Here is a 21,575-nt window from a genome sequence, read left to right as displayed (position 1 = left end):
TAAGGTTCATAAGGTTTATAAAGTTTATAAGGTCTATCGTCTCACAGGGCACTTCCTTTACGGTAGCTTGAGTATCGTTAAGCAGGAACCGAAGGATACCTGTTACTTTATGAACCTTATAAACTTTATACTTTATAAACTTACTTGGGTAATACTACCCTGTAACTTTGTTTGAATTTTCCGGCACTGATGTTATTCAGTTTTCCTTTGAGTAAACGTTTTTTCAGTGCAGACAGGTGATCCGTGAAGACAATCCCGTCTAGATGATCGTACTCATGCTGGATAATGCGGGCACGAGTTCCCGTGAATTCTTCCACGTGTTCCACCCAGTTTTCATCCCGATAGGCAATTTTTATCCGGTCTTTTCGCATAACATCTTCGTGAATTCCGGGGATACTTAAACAGCCTTCGTTGAAAGGTACATCATCTCCCGAACGCTCTAAGATATGTGCGTTGATAAAAACTTTTTTAAAATCCTTGCAATCCGGATCCAGTTCCTCGAACGGGGAGCCGTCGATCACGAAAATACGAATGTTTTTTCCGATTTGCGGGGCAGCCAGTCCGACTCCGTCTGATTCGTACATTGTTTGCCACATATCGTCGAGTAATTTACTCAATCCCGCATATTCCGGGGTGATGTCTTCGGAAACTTTCCGAAGAACCGGATGTCCATAAATGTAAATAGGTAAAAGCATTTTTAAATATTCAGATTTCTTTGTGATTCCATATACGACTGCAATATAATCGTGGCACTAATAGCATCGATTATCGCTTTGTCCTGACGTTGTTTCTTTTTTGCCCCTCCTTCGATCATGGCTTTATGGGCCAGTACGGAAGTGAAACGTTCGTCATACATAACGATGGGTATGTCTGGTAGCTTGCGACCGAGAGCGGTAAGAAAGGGTTTGATATAGGTCATGCTTTCCGAATCCGTGTTATCCATTTGCTTGGGATGTCCCACAACAATCAAGTCTACTTTCTCTTTCAAGCAATAGTCCTGCAAAAATTGCAATACCTCATGTGATCTGACCGTGGTTAGACTGTTGGCAATAATTTGGCATGGATCGGTAACGGCTATGCCCACTCTCTTTTTCCCGTAATCAATAGCAATAATTCTTCCCAATCGATTATTCCTTTACAATGATGAAAATATCCTCGTTTTCTTTCTTCATTAAATACTGCTCTCTAGCAAACTTCTCCAAGTTATCCCGGTTTCCCAACAACTCCTCTTTCTTACGTTTGTCCTCTTCTATCTTCTCCCGGTAATACTTTTGTTCATTCTCCAATTGGTTGATTTTTGAACGCAACTGTAACCGATCGATAAAACTGTATTTATCGAACAGAGCGATCCAGATAACAAATAGCAACCCCACGAAAGTGTATTTGTTTGCAAATCGCTGGAACAAATTTCTCGATGATGGTTTGTTTTCGTTTTGCATATCGCAAAGGTACAAAAAAAGAGACGGTTAAGAGAAATAAATGATAAATTTTTTCCGGATGGTCAAAAGTCCGGTTTTTACGCTGCATATTTATAAAAATGGGGAGAATATTTATACAGTAATTTGATTTACAGTATTTTGTGTTTTGATAAAAAAGGATTTTACCTATTTTTTGTATAACTAATTTCGCTAGCTTTGTGGACGCAGAATTTTTCGAATAGAAAAGAAAATAATAAATAAAATACGAGTAATGGAAAAAAAATTAGCAGTTATCGCGTTGGGAGGTAATGCTCTTTTGAGAGGAAATCAAAAAGGTACTATTGAAGAGCAAAATGCCAATACCATCGACACTTTGGAGAATTTGGTATATTTAATAAAAGAAGGATATAATCTGATTATTTCTCATGGAAACGGTCCTCAGGTTGGAAACGTTTTGATGGATAACGCTGCCGGTGTGGAGAAATATGACAATGCCGCTATGCCATTGGATGTTTGTGTGGCTTTCACGCAAGGACAAATCGGGTACATGATTGAACGCAATTTACGTAATATCTTGAAAGAACACGGGTTGCAACGTAACGTGATCTCTATGGTGTCACAGGTGATTGTTGACAAGAACGATCCGGCTTTACAGAATCCGACCAAACGGGTAGGAAAAATTTACATGAAGGATGAGGCTGATAAATTAGCTCAAGAGAAAGGTTGGGTGTTCAAAGAAGAGATCAAGGTAGAAGGTGGTTGGCGTCGTGTGGTTCCTTCGCCGGATCCGAAAGATTTTATGAATGCTGATTTGGTAGAGCGTTTGGCTCGTGAAGGAAACATCGTGATCACGACCGGTGGGGGTGGTATTCCGGTATATATTGATGAGAAAGGTGATATTCAGCCGATCGAAGGGGTAATTGACAAGGATTTGGCTTCAGCTATGGTTGGAACCCGTGTAAAAGCGGATGAATTCTATATTTTGACGGATGTACCTTATATTTATAAGGATTACAAGAAACCGACCCAGCAAGTACTGGAATTTTTGGACTATGCCGACACGATGAAATATTTGGAAGATGGAACCTTTGCCGAAGGTAGTATGGCTCCTAAAATCCGTGCTTGTCTGCGTTTTGTTAAGGATGGCGGTCAGAAATCAGTGATCACCGAGGCTACCAAGTTGGAAGATCGGAGATACGGTTCAAAGATCACCATGGAATACGAAGACGACAGAAGATAATTGAATATGGAGAATTGAAAACTGAAAATGTTTTTTTATTCTCGATTGGATATTGTAATTTTGACCTGATTTTAATACAAGGTATGGAGTCCTTGAATTTGGAATCTAAAATCATAAATCTAAAATAAATAAAGTTATGGCTTTTAATTTGAGAAACAGAAACTTTTTAAAGTTGTTGGACTTTAGTCCGAAGGAGATAAAATACATGTTGGACCTGGCTGCTGATCTGAAGAAAGCAAAATATGCAGGAACCGAGCAACCTCGTTTGAAAGGTAAGAACATCGCTTTGATTTTCGAGAAAACTTCTACTCGTACCCGTTGTGCTTTCGAGGTAGCTGCTCACGATCAAGGAGCCCAGGTAACTTATCTTGGTCCTTCAGGATCTCAAATTGGGGTAAAAGAATCTATGGCAGATACGGCTCGTGTATTGGGACGTATGTACGATGGTATTGAATACCGCGGTTTCGGTCAGGCTATTGTTGAGGAATTAGCTCGTTACGCTGGTGTTCCGGTATGGAACGGTTTGACTAACGAATTCCACCCGACTCAGATTTTGGCAGACTTCTTAACCATGATGGAGCATACCGACAAACCGTTGAACAAAGTAACTTTCGCTTATCTTGGCGATGCACGTTTCAACATGGGTAACTCGTTGATGGTAGGTGGTGCTAAAATGGGTATGGATGTTCGCATCGTTGCTCCGAAAGAATTGCAACCGGATGCAGAATTGGTTGCTACTTGTAAGGCTATTGCAGAAGAGACCGGTGCTATTGTTACCATCACGGATAATGTAGAAGAAGGTGTGAAAGGTTGCGATTTCTTGTACACTGACGTATGGGTATCTATGGGTGAGCCTGCAGAAGTATGGGCAGAGCGTATCAAATTGTTGACCCCGTACCAAGTGAATAAGAGAGCTATGGAATTGACTGGAAACAAGAACTGCAAATTCATGCACTGCTTGCCGGCATACCATAACTTGGAAACTCAAGTAGGACGTGACGTTTACAAACAATTCGGAATGAACGGATTGGAAGTAACCGAGGAAGTGTTTGAATCAGAGAACTCTATCGTGTTCGACGAGGCAGAAAACCGTATGCACACGATTAAGGCTGTGATGGTTGCTACTTTGGGTGACTAATTACGTATAGGTCTTTTTACTAAGAATATATTCCGAGCGGTCCTGTTATTGTTTGACAGGGCCGTTTCTTTTGTTTTCTAATGATGTTAGTGGTTGAGAAATAAACGTATACAATTAAAAATTACTTGTTTGGCGGAAAAAATAGAATAATTTTATACTTTTATCCCCGATAGATGGAATATAGATAAAGTATAAATAGATGTCTTCGGATTTGACTATAAAGGAAAAATTGTTTGTTGATGTTTTCAATAAAAATTACAAAGCGCTATGTTTGTATGGGGCGAAGCTTTGTGGTGATTTTTCCGAGGCAGAGGATATCGTGCAAGAGGTATTTGTTAAGTTTTGGAATGTATTTAAAGAAGATTCAGAAGGAATTTCCGTGCGTTCCTATTTGTACCGAATGGTACGTAATGCCTGTATTGATCTGGCCCGGGCAAAAAAATACGATACTGTTGATGTAAACTCTTTAGCAGACCAATTGGAAGATTTTTTTCAAGCAGAATCGGAGGAAGATTCCAAAATAGATAAATTATTGGAGGCAATAGAGAATCTTCCGGATAAATGCCGATATGTGTTTACCGCAATCTGCGTGAATAACAGAAAATATAAGGATGTTGCAGACGAGATGCATATTTCTTTGAATACGGTGAAAACACAACTATCTAGAAGTATTCGTATCTTGCGTGAAAATCTAAACAAGGACGATTTCAAATTATTTCTTGCTTTTTTTGCTGTTTCCGAGTAAATTCTTTCACCCATTTCCATTTTTTTTCGTCTTCTCTATAGTAATAGCAAGATGATTTCTGTTATGATGATAAAGGAAGACATAGAAGATATTATATGGCGAGACTACCAGGGCATCTGTTCAGAAGAGGAAAAACTTTCTTTACAAGAATGGATAGAAGCCTCTGAAAAAAATAGGCTTGTCTTTGAACAGATTCGCTCGATTATAGAATCAGGAGAACTTGTAAAAGGATATGATGTATTGAACGAGCAAAATGCTTTGGAAAAGGTGATGAGGCGGATAAAACCTCGTTCCATTCATCGGTATGTGTGGTTACGTTATGCTGCTGGAATTCTTCTGCCCTTGATACTCGTTGCCATAGCTTATTATTTTATGGCTCCTAATGAGACTATGGAGTCCCCGGTAATAGCCCATCAGATTCAGCCGGGTATGTCGAAAGCCACTCTTTATTTATCAGACGGTCAGGAAATCGATCTTTTACAATTAGGCGATTCCACTTTACGAGATGGATTAGCCGAACAGGAAATTTTATTGCGAGGAACGAGCAATACTTTGAATTATTATGACCCTTCTCGAGGCATAAGGCAAGTTGAAAAGGTCGTTTATAATAAAATCGTGGTTCCTCGGGGAGGGGAATACATGTTGATACTGTCTGATGGGACGAAAGTCTGGTTAAATTCAGAGACAGAAATGGAATACCCGTTATGTTTCGGTTTGGATGTTCGGGAAGTTCGTTTGAAGGGCGAGGCTTATTTTGAAGTGAAGAAAGATGTAAAACGGAAATTTAATGTTGTGATGGATGGGGCAACCATTGAAGTTACTGGAACCTCGTTTAATGCATCCTGTTATCCGGATGAGTATAACTGTTGCGCAATACTTGAAACTGGACGCATCAATCTGTTGGCAAACAATACCGTAAATAAGGTGAATATTGGGGAACGGGCGGTTTATGACAAGAAATCAGGTGAGGTGACAATTAATCCGGTCGATTTGAAATATTACACCTCTTGGAGACATGGGACTTTCCATTTCTACAATACCCCGTTGTCAGAAATTGTGCGAGCTTTGGGGCGCTGGTATGATGTCGAATTTCGTTTTGAGGACGAATCCTTGCAAGATGTTTGTTTCTCGGGGGCAGCTTTACGGAACAGACCGATAGATTTTATGCTCAGATTATTAGAAAATACTCAATCAGTAAAATTTTCAATACAAAAAGATGGTATGATATGGATAAGTAAAAAATGAAAAAGAGGAAGATTGGCCTCTTCCCCTTTTTTCGCTTTAATAACCCTCTCCTGCAAGAGAGAATTTTAAACAAATAGTTACACAAATCTATGAAAAAATTTTTAAAGGATAAACTTTTCCGGACGGGAAAAGTATGGTCCAAATTTTGGAAAATTATGCGATTACAATTATTGATCGTTTTTGTAACTCTGTTTCAGTTACATGCTGAAACGGGAGTTGCACAGGAAAAAGTTAGTATTTCCTTTAAAGATGCTTTGATCGAAGACATCATAAAGGAAGTGGAAGTACAGTCCGGTTACGTGGTGGTGTATAATAACACGTTGTTAAAAAACATGGCCCGTGTAACCGTTCGCTTGAATAACGTGAATGCCAAAGATGCTTTAAATGAGGCATTAAAAGGAAGTGGTTTGGAATGTAAATTAGTCGAGGACTTTTTGGTTATTTCGAAGAAAGACGGAAAGGATGAGGAACAGAAGGCAACATTCCGGAAAATCAAAGGAAAGGTGATGGACGAGAAGGGATTAACCCTTCCGGGGGTAACGGTGCTTATCAAAGGAACTACGTTAGGGGTTGTTACGGATATTGACGGGAAATTTTCGCTTGAGGTCCCGAAGATGGATAGTACGATATTGGTATTCTCTTTTGTCGGTATGGTTTCTCAGGAATACCGTTTATCCAATGATCCCAAGAATGATGAGAAAGAAATTTCTATCCGTATGAAAGAAGACGTGAAAGAAATGCAGGAAGTTGTCGTGACAGGATATGCCAATATTAACAAAGAAAGTTTTACAGGAAATTCCGTAACCGTTAAAAGAGAGGATTTGCTGAAAGTGTCTAAAACAAACGTGCTACAGGCATTACAGACCTTTGATCCTTCTTTTCGTATTCAACAAAATAATCAATGGGGATCGGACCCGAATAATGTACCTGAATTATATATCCGTGGGCGTTCTGGTATTGGAGTGAAGGATTTGGATCGAAAGAATAATCTTTCAAAATCCGAATTGGAAAACAATCCTAATTTACCCACTTTTATTATGGACGGTTTCGAGATTAGCGTGGAAAAGTTATATGACATGGACCCGAATCGTATTGAAAGCATTACCATCTTGAAAGATGCGGCAGCATCAGCCATGTACGGGTCGCGGGCTGCTAATGGGGTTGTTGTTATAACGACCGTGGCTCCCGTTCCGGGGAAAGTTTCTGTATCTTACAGCATGACCGGGACGGTAACTGCTCCGGATCTGACCGATTACAATTTGATGAATGCGAGGGAGAAATTAGAGGCAGAGGTGGCAGCAGGTATTTATAAAGGAGAGAATCCAACAGCTCAGAATAAGTATGATGTGGAGTATAATGGCAAATTGAATAATATTGTACACGGAGTTGATACTTATTGGTTGTCCAAACCTTTACAAACGGCATTCAATCATAAACATAGTTTATATATAGAGGGAGGAACCAATGATATTCGTTTCGGTTTGGATATGCTCTATAATAACGAAGACGGTGTGATGAAAGAATCTTTCCGTGATCGAATGGGAGCTGGATTTTACATAGACTATCGGGTCGGTTCTTTGCAGGTAAAAAATTATATCTCTTATAATATCACACGGTCTAAGGAATCTCCTTACGGAACTTTCTCTGATTATACTTCCAAGCAACCGTATGATATGTATAAAGATGAGAACGGGAATTATTTAAAAACGACTCAAAAGTGGCATGGAGAATCGGATTCAGAGGTGAAAAATCCTTTGTATGAAGCTGGATTGCAAAGTTTTAATAAAACGCAGGTAGACGAGTTGATAAATAATTTGAGTGCCAACTGGTATGTTAATAATTATTTACAGATAAAGGGACAATTCAGTTTGACCAAGAAAAACACAAAAACAGAGGACTTTATTGACCCGAAGTCAATGCGTAATACAAAGGTGTTAGGTTCTACTAATAGTAGTTCCGGTGAACTTAGAACTAGTACGGGAGACGGGTTTGACTGGGATTTGAATGCTTTTTTGGCTTACAACCGTACTTTAGGAGGTCACAATATTAACTTGAATGTTGGTATCAATGCCACTTCTACGGAGACATCGACTACTTCTGCTTATTATCGAGGTTTTCCTTCCGGGACGTTGCATTCTCCTAACTATGCACAAGAGATTGTGGAGAAACCGACCGTTAGTCAGAACAGGACCCGTTTATTTGGTTTGTTGGCAAGCTTGAATTATACCTATAATAATATCTATTTGTTAGACCTTTCCGTGCGAACAGACGGTTCTTCTGAATTCGGTTCTGATAAGCGTTTTGCTCCTTTCTGGTCTGGCGGTCTTGGTATCAATCTTCATAATTACGAGTTTATGAAGAAATTCGGTTACGTTGATATGTTGAAAATCCGGGGGTCTTACGGGATAACAGGTAAAGTAAATTTCCCACCGTATGCAGCACAAACAATTTACCAGATTTTGAGTGATGAATGGTATAAGACCGGTTTCGGGGCCTCATTAATGGCTTTGGGGAATAAGGATCTTGCTTGGGAAAAAACGAAAGAGTTAGATTTAGGTATAGATATACAACTGTTTAATGGAGCCTTCCAACTGGAGTTCTCTTATTATCGTAAGAAAACGGTGGATCTAATTAATGATGTGACCATTGAAAGTGCGGCAGGGTTCACGACTTACATGGATAATTTGGGAGAGATAATGAATAAAGGGTATGAGATTCAATTTAAAAGTGATCTTTTCCGTAACAATGACTGGTATGTTTCCGTGTTTGCTAACCTAGCTCATAATAAAAATGAGATATTAAAAGTTTCCGAGAGCTTGAAAGCTTATAATGATGCGGTTGACAAGGATTTTGCCGAGTCGAATGCATTCGACGGGTCCACTTCCAAACCCATCACAAAATACACGGAAGGAGGATCGTTGACCTCTATCTATGCGATGAGATCTTTGGGGATAGATCCGGCTACCGGACAGGAGATTCTAGTCAATCGTGACGGTTCTGTTACTTACACGTGGAATAGCTCTGAACAGGTTGTTGTGGGAAATACAGAACCCAAGGCACAAGGAACGTTTGGTTTTAACGTGAACTATAAAAACTTCACATTGTACACGACGTTTATGTATGAGTTCGGGGGGCAACAATATAACCAGACTTTGGTAGACAAAGTGGAGAATGCTAATTTATACAGCTCAAATATAGATAAACGGGTGTTTACCAGCCGTTGGAAAAATCCGGGTGATAAAGCAAAATACAAAGCTTTGGAAACCGGGAGAGGATCCATTGAGACTACGAATCCGACCGAGCGTTTTGTACAGGATTATAATGTTGTGACATTAAATTCGATTACACTAGGGTATGATTTTGATCAAGAATTGATTAAAAAGGCTCATTTAGGTATGTTACGTTTGGAAATAGGGGCTAATGACCTTTTGCGGATCTCTTCCGTTAAGGCGGAACGCGGACTTAGTTATCCTTTTGCCAGATCCGTGAATTTTTCAATAAAAGCGACGTTCTAAAACGGCTCAACGTTATTTAGAAAATTAGAAATCAATAGAATATGAAGATAAATAAGATAATATTAGCTGTACTGTTGCCGATCATGTTGAGTTCATGTGAGCAATGGTTGGATGTAGCACCTGACGACCAGGTAAACGAAGAGACTCTGTTCGCCAATGGAGACGGTTACCGGAATGCGTTGAATGGAGTGTATCGGGATATGGCAACCACCCAAATGTACGGAAGGGAATTAACTTGGGGATTTGTGGACGTGATGGGATGGGTGTATGATCCGTTGACGATTTATTATGATTGTAGTAATCACGAGTATTATGATGTGTTACTGGGGAAATACAATGTTCAAGTCGTGAAGAATATCAGCGAGGCTTTTTGGTCTCAAGCCTACAATTCTATCGCAAACTGTAATAATATCATTGCCCGGATTGACGGGGAAAATCCGTCCAAATTTGCTGGTGGAGAGGAAGAACGGAATATGATTCACGGGGAGGCACTGGCCTTGCGGGCTTATTTGCATTTCGATATGTTACGTTTGTTTGCCCCGGCTCCTAAAGTTGCGGATGACAAAGGATATATCCCGTACTATGAAAGATACGGATCAACCTCTGAGGCTAGAGCAAGTGTTCCCGTGATTTTAGAAAAAATAGAACGGGACTTGCTTAAAGCCAAAGATTTGGTTGCTCCTTTTGATACGACCGGCAATCATAAAGTATGGATGAGTACCAGATTAAGAATAGAAGGGGGACGGGGATCCGGTGATTCCTATTTGCCGGATGATTTGTTCTATATGTACCGGGGATTTCGGATGAACTACTATGCTATTTGTGCGACCTTGGCACGTGTGTACTCATATGGGGATAAACAAACTCTGGCGAGAGAATGTGCAGAAGAAGTGGTTGAGGCCACCTATCCCCAGAGTAGTTATAATACCCAATGCTTCACGTTTACCGGAGGTGGGAGTTATAATAGTAATTATAAATTGTATGATGGGGTGATCTTTGGACTTTCCAATCAGAAATTAATAGACGATTATAGCAATTATCTGGGAACGGCTAATGACATTAAATTGCCGGTATACTATGATGCCATTATTTATAATGAAAATTATGATGAGGTTGATACAGAGGATGCCCGCCTGACCTTATTTTCGGTTGTGGATGATTATTATTACTATTCAAAGAAATATACCACGCAAGTCGGTAATTCTTACGGGGAGGATCTGATTCCGATGATTCGTTTAAGCGAGATGTACTATATCATTAGTGAAGCTCTTTACACGGAAGGACAGACTCAATCAGGTATTGACAAACTGGATGAGGTGAGAATGGCAAGAGGGATTCGGGGTGGAAAACTTCAGATTGAGAGTTTGGAGGAAATGCAAAAAGCTATTTTGAGAGATGCTAGAAGAGATTTTATCGGAGAAGGACAGTTGTTTTATTATTATAAAAAATATGATATGACTCCGAATGACTGGGGATACACGATTGGCAGGGTGTTGCCTCTTCCGGACAATCAACTGATTCATTAATAAAAAAAGGATACTTATGAAAATATATATAATTCTAATTGCGATAGTGTTTGCTCTTTTTTCCTGTAGTGAAGAGGAAATAAAAACTTATCATTCAGAACGCTATCTTTATTTCACGACAAGCTTGGATAGTGCTGATTTATCCGTGTCTTTTTCCCACTATCCGACCAATGAAGAATATAAGGCCGGTTTCGAGGTGAATTTGATGGGTGATCCTCTTGCAGAAGATGCTGTCTATCGTATCTCGGTGGTAGATACGGGGACTACGGCTCTTCCTGAAGAGTATGTTCTGAACATGGAACCGAAGTTCGGGGCCAACCAGCTGAAAGATACGCTTTATGTGACCTTGAAAAAAACGGAAAGATTGAATGATGGTCCCGTGACGTTAATGATCAAACTGGAAGAGGGAAATGGCTTTACCCCGGGGTTAAGGCGTAATCGCACGGTAAAGGTTCATTTTGATAACGTGGAAAGCAAACCTCTCTGGTGGGAAGGAGATATTATAACGGTATATTTGGGTGAATATTCTCCCGAAAAATACAAGTATTTCCTGATCGTTACTCAGGTTGATGCAACCGAGATCCCTGTTTTGTTAAAAGAAAACCCGACAAAATTGCGGGTGTTGGCATTGGAATTTAAAGACTATCTGGCTTTACATCCTGAATTGAATATGACGGTGCCTATTTATTAATAACTAAAAAGTGATGGTGATGAAAATAAGATATATACTTCTGTTAATCATTACAGTACTGGGAGTGAGTTCCTGCTATGATGATAAGGGAAATTATTCGTATGATCCCAAGAATGATATTAAGATTACTTTTGATGCAAGTTATTTTGAGGCTATTCTAGGAGAAAAAATTAAATTGACTCCGAGATTGACGTTTGCCATTGATAGCAATGATGTCGATTTGAGTTACAAATGGACGTTCCTTGGAAAAGAAATTTCCGATCAACGAAATTTGGAATGGGTTGTTGATACCGTGACTAGTAACCATAACGTTTATTTGAACGTGACCGATAATCGTACCGGAGTAACTTTCTCCGGGGGAATTTCAGCGATGTTAAGTTCTGCGTATGCCAAAGAGGCTTGGGTTGTTCTTGCGAAACAGAACGGAAAGTCTGTTTTGTCATATATCCGAGAAACCCAAGAAGATGATGGAAGTGAGTATGGTAAATTCACGTATACCGATATTCCTGATATTTATCAATTGGTTAATGGGGAAGAGTTAGGAACGGAACCGGTTCGAGTGCTGGAACATTTTGCAGCAAGAGGCGGTATCGGGCATTTTTGGGTACTACAAAATGGAGGTCAAGGATGCGTGGATCTATCCGGAGAAGATTTCACGAAAGATATTCTGTTGAATGATATTTTTCTGGATGGAAATTTACCGGTAGATTTTAAACCGATTGATATGATTGATATGAAGTGGCTGACTTGTGTGGTTAATCACGATGGAAAGGTATATACGCGTAAGAAATTAACGAATCAATTGTACAATTCCGGTTATTTTATCGACCGTCCGTTGGAATTCGAAAATGAAGAAGTAGATGGATCTCGTATGGTGTTGGCTCCTTTCTCTGATTTGAATTATACCGTTATGTATGATAAGGTGCATAACCGTTTTCTGGCTATTGCGGATTTGAAAAAGGAAACAGCAGGAAAGGTAGTGAAATTTACGGTGGATGAATCCGGGTATGCGCCTGATTTTGCCCGATTGGATAATTTGGGGAATATGGAGGTGTTGCATACTGGTTATTATGAGGTAAAAGAGGGAGAAAGTGGAGATCAGGGATATTACTCTATTTTACGAGACCGGACAACCGGGAATTATTACACGCATGATTTTCGTGTGAATGCGATGAGTGAATCTTCTAATCCTTCTGCATTCCCGGTATTACAGTGTCAGATAGATCTAAATCAAGTGATAAACGGAACCTCTAAAAATGTATTTAATGTATTACGTTCATGGGTGTACGGGGATGATTTTGGAACCCCTTACGTTTTGATTTCTAAAGATAATGAGTTGTGGTTGTATGATCGGGACGCTAAGATGCCCGTGGAGAAATATTATGAATTCCCGCAAGGGCAGATTATCACGGCGATAGATTCCGAGAGTGTTGGTAGCCGTCGGGTGGCTATAGGAATGCAATCCGGAGAGTTTTACGTGTTGGATCTGACAAGAAAGGCCGTGAATGGTCAAAAAGAGAAGTTGATTTATGCGTCAACTCATAATTTTGGCGAAATCGTACATATCCGCTATAAAGTATGTAGTGGTAATGGTTGGGGATATTAATCGGTAACAAGTAATCAAGGAGATCCAGAAGTATTTCATTTTGAAACGCTTTTGGACTCCTTCCACTCGACTGTGGCAGAGACTTTTTTACGTCTTGTTTGCTCCAGACGGAAAGACCTTTGTATAAATATCGGGACGAAATAAATTGTATGTAAATTAAATGTATTTATGAAAATCAAAGTTTTAGTTGTTTTGATGGCCCTTGTCTGTGTTCCATTGATTACAGATGCTAAAAAGAGAGAGAAAAAGAAGAAAGCAGGAAAAACGGAGAATGTTCAAACTCCTAAAGAATCTGCTTATGACCAACTCTTTAAGGGTAAAGAATGCACCACGGTGAAAGGGATGATTACCCTTCACAAAGTGGATGGAAAATTGTATTTTGAATTCCCGCTGAGTTTGTTGGGACGAGATATGTTGCTTGGATCAACTGTTTCCAGTATTAGCGATAATTCGAATGCGTTGGTGGGACAAAAAAATCAGACCCCGTTACACGTTGCTTTTACCATGACGGATAGTATGGTGTATTTGCGGGAAGTTACTAATCCTTCCCGGGCACAAATATCAAGCCAAAGTAAAGATAAGCATATTGAACAGGCCATGGAAATGGGAACTCGTTTACCAATTATGGAAGGATTTGCAGTGAAGGCTTATAATGCCGATAGTACTGCGGTTGTGTTTGAGGCAACTAAATTCTTCGTGAGTGACGACTCTCGGATGGATCCTTTTGATCCTTACGGAAAAAAGGTGTATTACGGGCAGGGAACCCGTAGGAAGCGTTTCCAGTCAGAACTGTCTTATGTCGGGGATATAAAGGCTTTTTCAGATAATGTCTCGATTACTTCCTCGCTTTCCTATTTACAGGATATTGCGCTTCATGGAATGTTCGTGCTGGTTATTGATGAGCCTGTGACGGTAGGAGTAAATCGTTCATTGGTATTGTTGCCGGAAGAACCGAGGATGCGTCCCCGTTTGGCAGACCCTCGTATCGGTTATTTCGTTTCCGGTAAAGAGGTGATTACGGATGATCTGGATGGCGTGAAAGACGTTTATTATATTAATCGCTGGGACCTTCAACCTAAGGATGTGGAGGCTTATAAGCGGGGAGAACTGGTGGAACCAGTGAAACCGATCGTTTATTACGTGGACGATGCATTTCCGAACGAATGGAAGACTGCCATTCATGCGGGAATCAGACTTTGGAACAAGGCTTTTGAAAAAATCGGTTTCAAAAATGCTGTTCAATCTTATGATTTTCCGAAAGATGACCCGGAGTTTGATCCGGATAATATCAAATATTCTTGTGTACGTTATTGTCCTGTCGGGATGGCTAATGCTCAGGGACCATCTTGGGTTGATCCTCGTAACAGTGAAGTGGTCAATGCTTCCGTGTTGATTTATCATGATGTGATCAAGTTGATCAATAATATGCGTTTCGTGCAGACAGCTCAGGTGGACGAGCGAGTGCGAACGACAAAGTTACCGGAAGATGTTTTGTTTGAAAGTATGCGTTATATCGTGGCACACGAAGTCGGACACACGTTAGGCTTGATGCATAACATGGCTGCCTCTGCCTCTATTCCCGTGGAATCCTACCGGGATGCGGAATTTATGGAAAAATACGGGACAACTCCTTCTATCATGGACTACGCTCGTTTTAACTACATCGCGCAACCTGAAGATAAGGGGGTCTCTTTGACTCCCCCGGAATTGGGTGTGTATGATTATTACGCTATCGAATGGGGATATAAACCCTTGTTGGATGCACGCACCCCGGAAGAAGAATTACCTGTTTTGCGGAAAATGATTTCAGATAAGATCGGGGATCCGATGTTCCGGTATGGTAAGCAACAAATCGGGTATGGTACTTTTGACCCGTCATCTTTGACTGAAGATTTGAGTAATGATGCTGTCAAGGCTGGTGAGTACGGGATTAAGAATCTGAAATATATTCTGAAAAATCTCAATCATTGGATGGACAGTCAGGATAAGGATTATACTTACCGGGACAATATCTACCGGGAAATTTGTAATCAATATTCTCAATATATCTATACTGCTTTGGCAAACGTGGGAGGATTCTATATTAACGAACACTTCGTGGGAGATCCTTATAAGACTTATCAAGTTGTTCCGAAAGAAATTCAAAAACGGGCTTTGCGTTTTGCCATTAACGAGTTGAAGAATATGGAATGGTTGGATTGCCCGGAAGTGGTAAAAAACTTGGAATTTGACGGTTCTAATGCCCGGTTGCTATTAAAGGCCTTTGCCAGTTCACTCGTTTCGACCAAACGTTTGGCATTAGGTGTGTATCGTGATCCGAATGGTTATTCTCCCCAAGAATATTTGGATGATCTTTATAATATGATTTGGGCCTCAACTCTTTGCGGAAAGAATCCGACGGAGGCAGAACGTATTCTGCAGACGGAAGTTGTAAATTCTTTAATCAGTGGGGTAAATCCGGCTGCGGGCAGGAAGAGCATGGCCGATATGGTGTTGGCTAAATCTCGTCCGGCATTTGGTTGTGCCTGTGGAGGGCACCAGCAGTTACCGGACTATCAGATTCGGGAAATAATGGAAAAATTACCGATGAGGAAAGCAATAAGTATGAAAGCTACGAATTTTGATCAATTCTCCAACTTGGTTGAACGCCGACAAGATTTGAATGACAGGTTGGGATATGATTTTATTCAATACGTGGCGAACATATCGAATGATAATAACCAGCATCTTTTGCATCAGATGATTTTGAAAATACAAAACCTGATGAAAGTAAATAAAAACAATGGCTCTTACGAGACTCGGGGACATTATGCTTATTTGTTATCGCAGATAGAGGGATTTCTAAAAAATAAATGATGTACTTTAAAACAAGATATATGAATAGAAGATTCCTTTTAATCCTCTTCTGTCTTTTTTCCTTTTTGTTGACGGTTTCTGTTGAGGTTCAGGCTGAAAAACGGAAAAAGAAAGGAAAGAAGGAGAACGTGGAACAAAAAAAGGAGAGCAAATATGACCAGCTTTTTGAAGGGAAGGAATGCGTGACCCGAAAGGGAATGATCACGTTGCATAAGTTTGAGAATAAGGTCTATTTTGAGCTGCCCTTGACTTTACTGAAAAGAGAGTTTCTGTTAGGGTCGACCGTGGCCGGGATTAGTGACAATAGCAATGCTATTGTCGGGCAAAAAACAACAGATCCTTTGCATATAGCCTTTCAGAAAAGGGACAATAAAATTGAGTTGATCCAGATGAGTTTGCCCTCCGTGCTACAAGTGTATAGTGACATAGAGCAAGAGGCATATAATCGGGCTATTCGGAATAGTAACGTGCCGCCCGTGCTGAAAGCGATGGAAATTATGGCTTACAATGCGGATAGTACAGCCGTCGTGTTCGATATGACTTGGTTGTTTCTGGCAGATGATGCTCGTCTGACACCTTTTGATCCGTATAGTCGTTCAACCGGTTACGGGAAGTTAAAACGAAGAGCTACTTTTAATAAAGAGGTTTCTTATATAGATGAGGTGAAAGCCTTCGAGGATAATATTGCGGTAATTTCTTCTTTATCTTATGACCAGAGCGTGATGTCTCCTATAACGGGGAAAAGCGTGAAAACGGCTGTTACCGTGAAAATGAATCGTTCAATGATTTTGTTACCGGATAAGGATTTGATGCGTGAACGTCTGGCTGATCCGAGAGTAGGACTTTTCTATTCCGTGAAGGAAGATATGACCACCCGTACGGATGGAGCCAAATATACTTTTTTGATGAATCGTTGGAGAGTGGAGCCGAAAGATATGGAGGCTTACAAGCGGGGAGAACTGGTGGAACCGGTAAAGCCCATCGTGTTCTACGTGGATAATGGTTTCCCGGAAGAGTGGAAGGCTGCCGTACATGCGGGAATTAAAGAATGGAACAAAGCTTTCGAGAAAATCGGTATGAAAAACGTCATGATCAGCCGTGATTTTCCGACAGATGATCTGGAATTTGATCCGGATAACTTGAAATATAGTTGTATTCGTTATGCCCCAATTAGTATCGCTAACGGGATGGGTCCCTCGTGGACGGATCCGAGAACGGGAGAAATCCTGAATGCGTCGGTCTATATATACCATGACGTGATCAGGTTAGTAAATGATATGCGTTTCATGCAGACGGCGCAAGTTGACGAGCGGGTGAGAACAACTAAATTGCCGGATGACGTGCTTTATGAAAGTTTACGTTATATCGTGGCTCATGAGGTTGGGCATTGCTTGGGCTTGATGCACAACATGGCGTCGTCTTTTTCAATTCCGGTTGATTCACTTCGTTCCGTGACCTTCACTGAAAAGTATGGAACGACACCTTCCATCATGGATTATGCCCGGTATAATTACGTGGCCCAACCCGAAGACAGAGGGGTACGTTTAACCCCGCCGGAGTTGGGGGTATATGATTATTATGCCATAAAAGTCAATTATCAACCGATACCGGAGGCAACTACAGCGGAAGAAGAGAATCAGGTGGTACAAGGGTGGATTGCCGAAAAAGCGAGTGACCCGATGTACCGTTATGGAAAGCAACAAATCCGAGGTGTCTATGATCCCAGTGCTTTGACGGAGGATCTAGGTGATGATGCAGTGAAGGCTGGTAATTACGGGATGGATAATTTGAAATATATCTTGAAACATCTGAACGAGTGGATGCAATCACAGGACAAAGATTATTCTTACCGTATGCATATCTATAACGAGTTGGTCTACCAGTGCCGGGGATATTTGTACAATGCCTACGTGAATATTGGGGGAGTCTATTTAACAGAACGTTTCGTGGGTGATCCGAAGCCGAGTTTTCAGGTTGTACCGAAAGAGGTGCAGAAACGTAATACCCTTTTCTTGTTGAGGCATCTGAAAAATTTGGAGTGGTTGGATGATTTTGTTTATACCGGGAATTTACACGTGGGCGCTCCTAAATCACAGGAGGTGATTAGTTTCTTTGCCGGAGCATTATTGAATACCAAGCGAGTGTCCCTTTGTGCTTACTGGGAACCGAATACCTATACCCCGAAAGAATTTTTGGATGATGTTTATGCAGAGGTGTGGGAATCAACATTGAAAGGAAGAAAACCGAAGCTTTCCGAACGGTATTTACAGCAAGCCATGTTAAGCGGGTTATTCGCCCGGTTGATGCCTGCCTATAAAATAGATCCGGAACAACAGTCTCAGGGACCGATGTTTATCGGGCGGCGAGAGTGTATGTTAGGAGAGACCGGGATTAATCATGAAGAAGTTGCCGGTTTTGGTCTCCATTACGGTGTGTATAACGTGGCTCATGATTATTCCATGCATCTCTATTACCCGTTATTGCAAAGGATTGAAAAACTGTTGAGGCAAAAAGTCGGGACTGTCGACAGGGAAACGAATCTTCATTATTCCTATTTGCTTGAAATGATTGAAGATTTCAGAAATGCCCGGTGATGAAATTTTAATGAACGATATAAATTATAAATAGAAGATATGAATAAAGGTTTTATATTATCAATACTCCTGTTGGCGTTCTTTATTCAGGTAGATCCGGCAAGTGTGGTTGCGGGAAACCGGAAAAAGAAGGCAGCGAAAGAAACCGTGCAGAAGGAGCCGGAAACGAAATACGAAAAGTTATTTAAAGGGAAGACCGTGAAAACGGCAAAAGGCTTGATAACATTGCATCAAGTCGGGAAAAAATTGTATTTTGAATATCCTTTGTCCCTGTTGGGACGGGAATTCCTGTTGGGGACCACCTTTGTCGAGACCAGTGATAACGGTAATGGGGCTGTCGGGCAAATGATCAACGATCCTTTGCACATTGCTTTCACGTTGAGAGATTCAACCTTACAAATGCATGAGGTAACCCGTAAATGGGGAACAAATCCGATGCTCACCGATTCTTCGGAAGAGGGAGTACAAAAAGCGGTTCACGTGAGCACTCTGCCACCGATTCGTTATGCTTTTAAAGTGGAAACTTATAATCCGGATAGCACGGCCGTGGTGGTGGATATGACGGACTTTTTCTTGAAACAGAACAATGACTTGACTCCTTTTGCCGATGAGGGGAAGCGCGTGGCAGAATTAGGCGATGCTCAAAGGGATGTCAAGTTAAAGGAAGAACTGACACGTTTGGATGATATTAAGGCATTCGAGGATAATATTTCAATTATTTCAACCGAGACCTACACGCAGGATTTGTTGGTAAACGGTCAATATCTGGTTGTACAGGATGAACCTGTGACGGTAAAATTGAACCGGACGTTGTTGATCTTACCGGGAGAAGATCAGTTAATGAGACCACGTTTAGGTGATCCTCGTGTGAATGTTGTGACAGTAGAACGAGAAAACATGACCACTAAGGTGGATGGTTCTAAGGTTACCCATTACATGACTCGTTGGAATATACAACCGAAAGATGTTGAGAAATATAAAAATGGCGAACCTGTAGAGCCAGTGAATCCAATCGTGTTTTACGTGGATAACAATTTTCCGGAGGGATGGAGTGATTATATTAAAGCTGGCGTAGAAGAATGGAATAAGGCTTTCGAGGCGATTGGTTTTAAAAACGTACTTCAAGTGAAAACTTTTCCGGTTAACGATTCAACGTTTGACCCGGATAACATGAAATTTTTGTGCATCCGTTACGCTCCGATTGGGGTCGGAAATTTTAAAACTGGCCCTCATTGGATAGATCCTCGTTCCGGACAAGTGATAAACGCCTCTATCGAGATATTCCATGATATGTTGAGACGTATAAACTTGAAACGTTTTGTTCAAACGGCATCCTGTGATGAGGCGGTACGTACGATGAAACTGCCGTTGGAAAAATATGGGGAAGGTTTAAAGGGAATGATTGTACATGAGGTAGGGCATATTCTTGGATTCGGTCATAATCTACCGGCATCTCATGCTTACCCGACAGATTCATTGCGTTCAGCAACTTTCACGCAGAAATATGGAATCACGCCTTCTATCATGGATAATATGGGGTATAATTACGTGGCTCAGCCGGGAGATAAAGATGTCGTGTTAATTCCGGAAAGATTAGGGGTTGCGGATTATCATACCGTGAAGGTAGCCTATCAGCCTATATTTGATGTAAAGACGCTTGAAGATGAACAGAAAGTGGTAGAAAAATGGATTTCAGAAAAGGTGGGCGATCCGATGTATCGTTTTGACCCGGAACCGTATACCCTGACCATGTTTGATCCAACATCTTTGCCGGAAGATCTAGGGGATGATGCGATTAAAGCAAGTGCTTACGGGATTAAGAACCTGCAATATCTAATGGAAAACATGAACGAGTGGTTGGATAAGGAAGATATTGACTACACGTATCGTAATATGATTTACCGTTACGTGGGATATTACTACAAACGTTATATCTTCAACGTGTTCATGAACTTGGGTGGTTTCTATTTGAACCAGCATTACGTGGGAGATCCAGTTGCTACTTTTGTTGCCGTCCCGAAGGATATACAGAAGAATTCGTTGAAATTCGTGGTTGAGCAATTAAAGAATATAGATTGGATAGATCGGCCGGAAGTGGTGGAAAATTTAGAATTCGATGGTTCCAAGGCCCGCCAGATTTTAAAAGACTTCTTGTCAAAAGCTGATGAAGAGACCGATTTGTTTAGTACTCGTCGCATTTCTTTAGTCGCTTACCGGGATAAGGGTAATTATAGTCCGGAAGAGTATCTGGAGGATTTGTATAAACTGATTTGGGAACCGACAATCAAGGGACGTAATTTAACAGAGGCAGAACGGGTATTACAAATTGCATTCCTGACAAACGTGCGTAATACTGTTGACATTAATGGAAATCGGGAAAACGCTTCTCGTTATTACGCTAAATCACAATCTATGCTACAAGAGTCTGCCGAGCTGGTGCGTAATCGACAGGGTAACCGTATACCGGAAGTTTCTGGTTTCGGTAGCCGTTGGTTGGTCGAAAATTTGGCTGTTGATAACCCGAATCATTTGTGGTATAATCTTTATTTGAAGGTGATAGAACAAGTGAAAAAATGCCAAGGTTCCGGTAATGCGGATACAAAGGCCCATTACGATTATTTAATGTTTTTGATCAATCGCTCGTTAAGAAGTTGATTGTATCTGTTGATTTGTGGTTGACTAGGTCATTTCGGGTGGTTCCGAAATGTTTTAAGAGGGTGCTTCGGCATCCTCTTTTTTTGTGATGTGGTGTAAACTAGGGAAGAGTTAGGGTAATATAGTCCTTTTGCTAGGGTTAAACTATCTCTGGGGCGTTTCAAGAGTCTTTTAAAAGCGTTGACCCGGCATTGGGGGATGAGGCAGAAACGGGATGGAATGGTGGGAGTAACGTTTGAGAGAGAGTATAAGCTTGGGATAAGGGTGGGTTTACCTTGTTAAAAGGCAACGTGTGTGTTGAAATTAAATTTACTTGTTTTGTGGAAGTTTCTTGTCATAAAATGTG

14 protein-coding genes are annotated in these 21,575 nt (G+C 40.8%); 11 read left to right on the top strand and 3 right to left on the bottom strand.

Annotation, left to right across the window (positions count from 1 at the left end):
* Positions 1 to 140: 140 nt before the first annotated feature.
* The 3 genes from def to F1644_RS07250 are packed head-to-tail and all read right to left on the bottom strand — an operon-like array spanning position 141 to position 1,439.
* Positions 141 to 695 (bottom strand): peptide deformylase, encoded by a 555-nt coding sequence (gene def / locus F1644_RS07260; RefSeq protein WP_118305581.1) that lies wholly within the window; start codon positions 693 to 695, stop codon positions 141 to 143.
* Between the two features lie 2 nt (positions 696 to 697).
* Positions 698 to 1,123 carry a Holliday junction resolvase RuvX gene (gene ruvX, locus F1644_RS07255; protein ID WP_087421586.1) on the bottom strand — a complete coding sequence of 142 codons (426 nt, stop codon included), beginning with the start codon at positions 1,121 to 1,123 and terminating at the stop codon, positions 698 to 700.
* Positions 1,124 to 1,127: 4 nt separating this feature from the next.
* The gene (locus tag F1644_RS07250) at positions 1,128 to 1,439 is read right to left on the bottom strand and encodes an FtsB family cell division protein (protein ID WP_229128360.1); all 312 of its coding nucleotides are present in this window, start codon (positions 1,437 to 1,439) and stop codon (positions 1,128 to 1,130) included.
* A 250-nt stretch (positions 1,440 to 1,689) separates the two neighbouring features.
* Between F1644_RS07250 and F1644_RS07245 the strand changes: the two genes are divergently transcribed.
* The 11 genes from F1644_RS07245 (at position 1,690) to F1644_RS07195 (ending at position 21,229) form a co-directional block, all read left to right on the top strand.
* On the top strand, positions 1,690 to 2,658 hold the full coding sequence (locus F1644_RS07245; protein ID WP_087421588.1) for a carbamate kinase: 969 nt from the start codon (positions 1,690 to 1,692) through the stop codon (positions 2,656 to 2,658).
* 136 nt (positions 2,659 to 2,794) lie between these two features.
* Positions 2,795 to 3,796, top strand: coding sequence for an ornithine carbamoyltransferase (locus tag F1644_RS07240; RefSeq protein ID WP_118305580.1), 1,002 nt, complete (start codon positions 2,795 to 2,797; stop codon positions 3,794 to 3,796).
* Between the two features lie 199 nt (positions 3,797 to 3,995).
* Positions 3,996 to 4,541: an RNA polymerase sigma factor gene (locus F1644_RS07235; RefSeq protein WP_087421590.1), complete on the top strand. Its 546-nt coding sequence runs from the start codon at positions 3,996 to 3,998 to the stop codon at positions 4,539 to 4,541.
* A 63-nt stretch (positions 4,542 to 4,604) separates the two neighbouring features.
* Complete coding sequence (locus F1644_RS07230) at positions 4,605 to 5,786, top strand: FecR family protein (protein WP_158572061.1); 1,182 nt, start codon at positions 4,605 to 4,607, stop codon at positions 5,784 to 5,786.
* Between the two features lie 89 nt (positions 5,787 to 5,875).
* A complete protein-coding gene (locus tag F1644_RS07225; protein WP_118305579.1) occupies positions 5,876 to 9,301 on the top strand; it encodes a SusC/RagA family TonB-linked outer membrane protein in 3,426 nt (1,141 codons plus the stop codon).
* Positions 9,302 to 9,342: 41 nt separating this feature from the next.
* Entirely contained in the window at positions 9,343 to 10,827 is a 1,485-nt protein-coding gene (locus F1644_RS07220) for a RagB/SusD family nutrient uptake outer membrane protein (protein ID WP_118305578.1), read from the top strand.
* Between the two features lie 16 nt (positions 10,828 to 10,843).
* Positions 10,844 to 11,518, top strand: coding sequence for a DUF4843 domain-containing protein (locus F1644_RS07215; protein ID WP_118305577.1), 675 nt, complete (start codon positions 10,844 to 10,846; stop codon positions 11,516 to 11,518).
* 19 nt (positions 11,519 to 11,537) lie between these two features.
* A complete protein-coding gene (locus F1644_RS07210) occupies positions 11,538 to 13,124 on the top strand; it encodes a PKD-like family lipoprotein (protein WP_158572060.1) in 1,587 nt (528 codons plus the stop codon).
* 168 nt (positions 13,125 to 13,292) lie between these two features.
* Positions 13,293 to 15,980 carry a zinc-dependent metalloprotease gene (locus F1644_RS07205; RefSeq protein ID WP_118305575.1) on the top strand — a complete coding sequence of 896 codons (2,688 nt, stop codon included), beginning with the start codon at positions 13,293 to 13,295 and terminating at the stop codon, positions 15,978 to 15,980.
* Between the two features lie 20 nt (positions 15,981 to 16,000).
* Entirely contained in the window at positions 16,001 to 18,574 is a 2,574-nt protein-coding gene (locus tag F1644_RS07200; RefSeq protein WP_118305596.1) for a zinc-dependent metalloprotease, read from the top strand.
* A gap of 39 nt (positions 18,575 to 18,613) precedes the next feature.
* Positions 18,614 to 21,229: a zinc-dependent metalloprotease gene (locus F1644_RS07195; protein WP_118305574.1), complete on the top strand. Its 2,616-nt coding sequence runs from the start codon at positions 18,614 to 18,616 to the stop codon at positions 21,227 to 21,229.
* Positions 21,230 to 21,575: the final 346 nt, after the last annotated feature.

It is taken from the genome of Butyricimonas paravirosa, assembly GCF_032878955.1.
GTDB lineage: Bacteria > Bacteroidota > Bacteroidia > Bacteroidales > Marinifilaceae > Butyricimonas > Butyricimonas paravirosa.
This window is presented reverse-complemented; position numbering and strand designations above follow the sequence as displayed.

Coding starts and splice junctions, on each gene's coding strand:
- def (WP_118305581.1), bottom strand. CDS start 695: ATGCTTTTACCTATTTACATTTATGGACATCCGGTTCTTCGGAAAGTT.
- F1644_RS07250 (WP_229128360.1), bottom strand. CDS start 1,439: ATGCAAAACGAAAACAAACCATCATCGAGAAATTTGTTCCAGCGATTT.
- F1644_RS07245 (WP_087421588.1), top strand. CDS start 1,690: ATGGAAAAAAAATTAGCAGTTATCGCGTTGGGAGGTAATGCTCTTTTG.
- F1644_RS07240 (WP_118305580.1), top strand. CDS start 2,795: ATGGCTTTTAATTTGAGAAACAGAAACTTTTTAAAGTTGTTGGACTTT.
- F1644_RS07235 (WP_087421590.1), top strand. CDS start 3,996: ATGTCTTCGGATTTGACTATAAAGGAAAAATTGTTTGTTGATGTTTTC.
- F1644_RS07230 (WP_158572061.1), top strand. CDS start 4,605: ATGATGATAAAGGAAGACATAGAAGATATTATATGGCGAGACTACCAG.
- F1644_RS07225 (WP_118305579.1), top strand. CDS start 5,876: ATGAAAAAATTTTTAAAGGATAAACTTTTCCGGACGGGAAAAGTATGG.
- F1644_RS07220 (WP_118305578.1), top strand. CDS start 9,343: ATGAAGATAAATAAGATAATATTAGCTGTACTGTTGCCGATCATGTTG.
- F1644_RS07215 (WP_118305577.1), top strand. CDS start 10,844: ATGAAAATATATATAATTCTAATTGCGATAGTGTTTGCTCTTTTTTCC.
- F1644_RS07210 (WP_158572060.1), top strand. CDS start 11,538: ATGAAAATAAGATATATACTTCTGTTAATCATTACAGTACTGGGAGTG.
- F1644_RS07205 (WP_118305575.1), top strand. CDS start 13,293: ATGAAAATCAAAGTTTTAGTTGTTTTGATGGCCCTTGTCTGTGTTCCA.
- F1644_RS07200 (WP_118305596.1), top strand. CDS start 16,001: ATGAATAGAAGATTCCTTTTAATCCTCTTCTGTCTTTTTTCCTTTTTG.
- F1644_RS07195 (WP_118305574.1), top strand. CDS start 18,614: ATGAATAAAGGTTTTATATTATCAATACTCCTGTTGGCGTTCTTTATT.